The organism is Kitasatospora sp. NPDC058965, assembly GCF_042741245.1.
In the GTDB taxonomy this organism is placed as follows: domain Bacteria; phylum Actinomycetota; class Actinomycetes; order Streptomycetales; family Streptomycetaceae; genus Kitasatospora.
In genome coordinates, this window is sequence record NZ_JBHYKG010000486.1 from 1 (window position 1) to 4,326 (window position 4,326).

Annotated in this window: 2 protein-coding genes; both read right to left on the reverse strand. The window is 70.2% G+C overall.

The window, feature by feature from the left end; genetic code table 11:
* Nucleotides 1-81 precede the first annotated feature (81 nt).
* The gene (locus ACFW1A_RS39035) at nt 82-2,826 is read right to left on the reverse strand and encodes a PKD domain-containing protein (protein ID WP_380418187.1); all 2,745 of its coding nucleotides are present in this window, start codon (nt 2,824-2,826) and stop codon (nt 82-84) included.
* A 271-nt stretch (nt 2,827-3,097) separates the two neighbouring features.
* Nucleotides 3,098-3,991, reverse strand: a complete 894-nt coding sequence (locus ACFW1A_RS39040) for a S41 family peptidase (protein WP_380418189.1) — start codon at nt 3,989-3,991, stop codon at nt 3,098-3,100.
* Between the last annotated feature and the right edge of the window lie 335 nt (nt 3,992-4,326).

The window sequence follows — 4,326 nt, forward strand, 5'->3', positions numbered from 1 at the left end:
GTGCGCCACCCGGCGGGTTCCGCGTTCACCTCGTGCGCGGCGGACCCGGCGTGCCGGTCCGGGTCCGCCCGCCCGTCGGACTCAGCTGACGTTCAGCGCGGTGTCGTCGAGCACGAACGAGGTCTGGTACTCGTAGTCCTCGGTGCCGGTGAACTTGAGCGTCACCTGCTGTCCGGCGTACGCGCCGAGGTTGAACGTGTGCTGCGCGTACCCGGTGTTGTGGTTGAGGTTGGAGTAGGTGGCCAGGGTGCCGAGGACGGTGCCGGAGCTGTTCAGCACCTGCACCTTGAGGGTGTCGTAGGCGGCGGTCGTCGTGGTCTCGGCCGTGTTGACGTGCAGCCAGAAACTGAAGTTGTAGTTGGTGCAGCCGGTCGGCAGCGTGACGGTCTGGGCCAGCGTGTCGGTGGTGGCCTTGCCCCAGCCGTCCAACCAGGCGTCCCAGGTGCCGCCGTGCGGCGGTTCGGAGGTGCTGCTGTTGATCACCTGGACGGGGCTGTGCGTCGAGGTCACGGTCCACGGCGCGGGGTTGGAACTGCCGTTCTCGAAGCCCGGGTTCCCGAGCAGCTGGCCGCCCGGGCAACTGCTGCCGGTGGGGGTGGCGGACGCCTCGTTGCTCTGCGCCCCCTCGCCCACGCCGTTCACCGCGGTGACCTTGTAGTAGTAGGTCTGACCGGCCGTCAGCCCCGTGTCGGTGCACGAGGTCACCGCACCCAGGCCGCTGCAGCCGCCGCCGGTCAGCAGCGTCTCGCCGCCGCTGGCGGTGCCGCGGTACACCTTGTACGAGGTGATGTTCTCGCCGCCGGTGTTGGACGGCGGCGTCCAACTCAGCGCCACCTGGCCGGTGCCGGCGGTGCCGGTCAGGCCGGTGGGCGCGCCCGGCACCGTCGCGGCGATCGGCGAGGCCGTGATGGTCACCGTGGAGGTCGCGGTGTTGGCGGGCGAGGCGCTGTCCGTGACGGTCAGCGTCGCCGTGTAGGTGCCCGCGGTGCTGTAGGTGTGGCTCGGGTTCTGGGCCGTACTGCTGGTCCCGTCACCGAAGTTCCAGCTGTACGTGTACGCCGGGGTGCCACCGGTGCCGGTGCCGGTGAAGGCGACGTTCAGCGGCACCTGGCCGGAGGTCGGGGTGGCCGAGGCGGTGGCCGCCAGCGGATTGCCGACGGCGTTGACCGTGGTGGTCACCTGCGAGGTCGCGGTGTGCGCCGGCGAGGCGCTGTCCGTGACGGTCAGCGTCGCCGTGTAGGTGCCGGCGGCGGTGTAGGTGTGGCTCGGGTTCTGGGCCGTGCTGCTGGTCCCGTCACCGAAGTTCCAGCTGTACGTGTAGGGGGCGGTGCCGCCGGTGGCCGAGCCGGTGAAGCTCTCCGTCAACGGCGCGTTGCCGGTGGTCGGGGAGCCCTTGGCGGACGCGGACAGCGGGGTCGCGCCCTGCACCCAGAAGTCCTCCAGCGGGTCGCCGAGCGCGGTCTGGTCCGCGGTGGTCATCGGGAACGTGGCGGTGCCGAGGTTGTCGTTCGGGTCGATGACCCCGGAGTGCACGTTCTCCATCGTGCGCTCCATCGCCGCCAGCACGTTGCCCGTGTTGTACGCGACGTGCGAGACGTAGTGCTGCTTGACGTAGGCCGGGTTCCCGATCACCAGCAGCGGCACCCGGTAGGTGTTGCTGACGTGGTCCGAGCCGTTGCTGCCGTTCTGGGTGTCGTCCTCGGTCACGACGATCAAGGTGTTGTCCTTGTACGTCGGGTTGGTCATGATCGAGTTGACGATGTTGTTGGTCGCCGTGTCGTTGCCCGGGACGTCCTGGTAGGTGCCCGGGTGGTCGTTGAACAGCTCGACGTAGTTGTACGCCGGCATCCCGTTGGTGTTGATGAAGTTCAGGTAGTCGTTCGACACCGTGCTGTCGGGGATGCTCTGGTTCTGACAGGTGTACTCGTTGGTGTGCAGCTCCTCGGGGATGTTGGTCCCCGGCCGGTTGGGCGGCAGGACCTCGACCTTGCCGTCGCCCGGGTTCTTCCAGTAGCCGCTGCCGCTGTTGAGCATCCAGTAGATGTCCCCGTTCACGATCATCGTGTACGGGCTGGTGCCGCTGCTGCTGCCGGACGGCGCGGTGCAGGCGTTGGTGCCCTCGTCCGCGGGCCCGGAGTCGCTCTGCAGGAAGCGGTCGAACTGGGTGCCGTTCGCGGGGTACGACTGCTGCTGGCTGCTCGACGAGGACTGCCCCGAGAACAGGAACCAGTGGTTGGGACCGGACGGCGGCTGGACCCCGGTGCTGTACGAGTCGGAGAGCGAGTAGGTCTTCGCCAGGTTGTGCAGGTTGGGCACCGAGCTGATGTGGTTGGTGCTCTGCACCTGGCCGTTGCACCCGGCGGCGATCGTGGTCGCGCAGTCGCCGAGGTAGTCGTCGAAGGTGTGGTTCTCCCGGTAGATGATCACGAAGTGCTGGAACGGCGGGAAGTAGGGCGCCGTCGGGTTCACCGCCGCGGTGGGCTGTGCCGTCACCGCCTGCTGGCCGTTGACCGTCTGCATGACGGTCTTGTCGGTGATGCTGAAGTCCTTCGGCTGCGGGAACTTCTTGAACTCCACGCCGGGGGCGGCGAAGACCGCACCGGAGCAGTCGAAGTCGTCCGGCTTGTAGTTCATCGGACGCTTGCCGGCCGGCAGGTCCTTGGCGTTCGCCGGGCTGCTGCCCGCGTCCCACCCCTTCAGCGTGCACGAGCCGACGCCGGTGGTGGGTCGCCCGCCCGCCCCCGCGGCGGTGGCCAGGGAGGCCCCGCCGAGGGCGAGAGCGCCGACCAGCGCCACGCTCGCCGATCTCTTCTTCCACTTCCTCATCTCTGCGACTCCGTTCAATGACGGTGCATGCTCAGACGATTGCTGTCCGTATGGTCATTGAGAGCCGAAGAACGGGCAAGTAGATGCGCGTAGATATTTGCGCAACCGCGCTACTTTCGTCGGGCATTCGCCCGCCGTTGCCCAAAGGTTCCGCGATCCTTGGATCCTGGTACCGCGTCAGGAAGCACCCGCCCGTGCCACGGGCCGGCAGACGGTCTCCCCCGCCGCGGGCGGCCTCCCGAGCGCCGGGAGCCCGCCCACGGTGTTCGGTCTACGACGCGGTGCGGGTCAGCGCGTGCTGGTGGGCGACCTCCAGTGCCTGGTCCGCCGGGACGGCGAGGTCGGGTGCGACGCCGACGCCCTCCCAGTTGGTGCCGGTGGCGACACTGATCCCCCGGGCGCTCGGCACCCGGACCGAGATGTGGGCGTCCAGCTGGTAGCTGCCCGTGGGGTGGGCGCCGCCGCGGGTGGTCTCGCCGACCACCAGGGCGAGCCGGTGGGCCTGCAGGGTGTAGGCGAGGTCCTCGCCGCCGGAGAAGGTGCGCGCGCTGGTGAGCACGTAGACCGGGCGGTCGAGGTAGCGCGGGGCGGGCAAGTGCGCCACGGTCCAGTACTGGCGGGTGGTGTCGGTCAGGCGGTCGTAGATGTCCTTGAGGTGGGTGTGGTCGTCCGGGAAGAAGTAGCTGCACCAGGTGGTGCAGCCCTCGGGCGAGCCGCCGAGGCACTCGCGCAGGTCGAGGACCAGGGCGCGGGTCCCGGCGACCAGTTCCATGGCCCCGCCGATCACCCGGGCGCCCTCGCCGGCGTCGGCGATCCGCCGGATGTCGAGGTAGCCGACGTTGCCCTCCAGGTGCTCGAAGCGCCGGACCCCGTGGTTGGCGGCCCGCATCCGGGCCAGGAAGGCGGCCTGGCCCCGCTCCTCGTCCACCGCCACCACGGGCTGCGGCTCGTCCCGCCAGCGCAGCCCCAGGTGCTGGTCCGGGCAGACCTCGCGCAGGTGCGCGGTCACCGTCTCGCAGAGCGTGGGGCCGGTCAGGTCGTCGTACTCGCCGGCGGCCAGCCGCTTGCGGACCGCGCGGTCCATCTCCGCCGCGCGCTCGGGGAACACGTATGCGGCCGTGATGCGGTCCAGGGCCAGCGCGACTGTCTCTGCATTGGTGGGCATGATCACGAACGATAGGCCCCGAGTGCGGGGTGGGACGCCCCGGGCCCGGGCCCGCCGCCCACGAACCGCTCCCGCGGGGGCGGATCGCGCCGTCGCGGCCTTCGACGCCCTCGTGCACGAGGTCTTGACGCCGGATTATCTCAGCCGTTAAATCTCGCCTTGAACTAAGTGGCGGGGATGCGGGAGCGCCGCACTGCGCCACTCGCTGCTCCTCCCCCGCACCGTCGGCGTGGGGGGGGGCCCCCCCCCCCCCCCCCCCCCCCCCCCCCCCGCCCCCCCCCCCCCCCCCCCACGCGGGGCCCCCCACCGAAAACCACCGAAGTAAGGACCCCCCC

What these genes read in the sequence shown, in the direction of transcription:
- ACFW1A_RS39035 (WP_380418187.1), bottom strand. Translation starts at nt 2,826, where the DNA reads ATGAGGAAGTGGAAGAAGAGATCGGCGAGCGTGGCGCTGGTCGGCGCT.
- ACFW1A_RS39040 (WP_380418189.1), bottom strand. Translation starts at nt 3,991, where the DNA reads ATGCCCACCAATGCAGAGACAGTCGCGCTGGCCCTGGACCGCATCACG.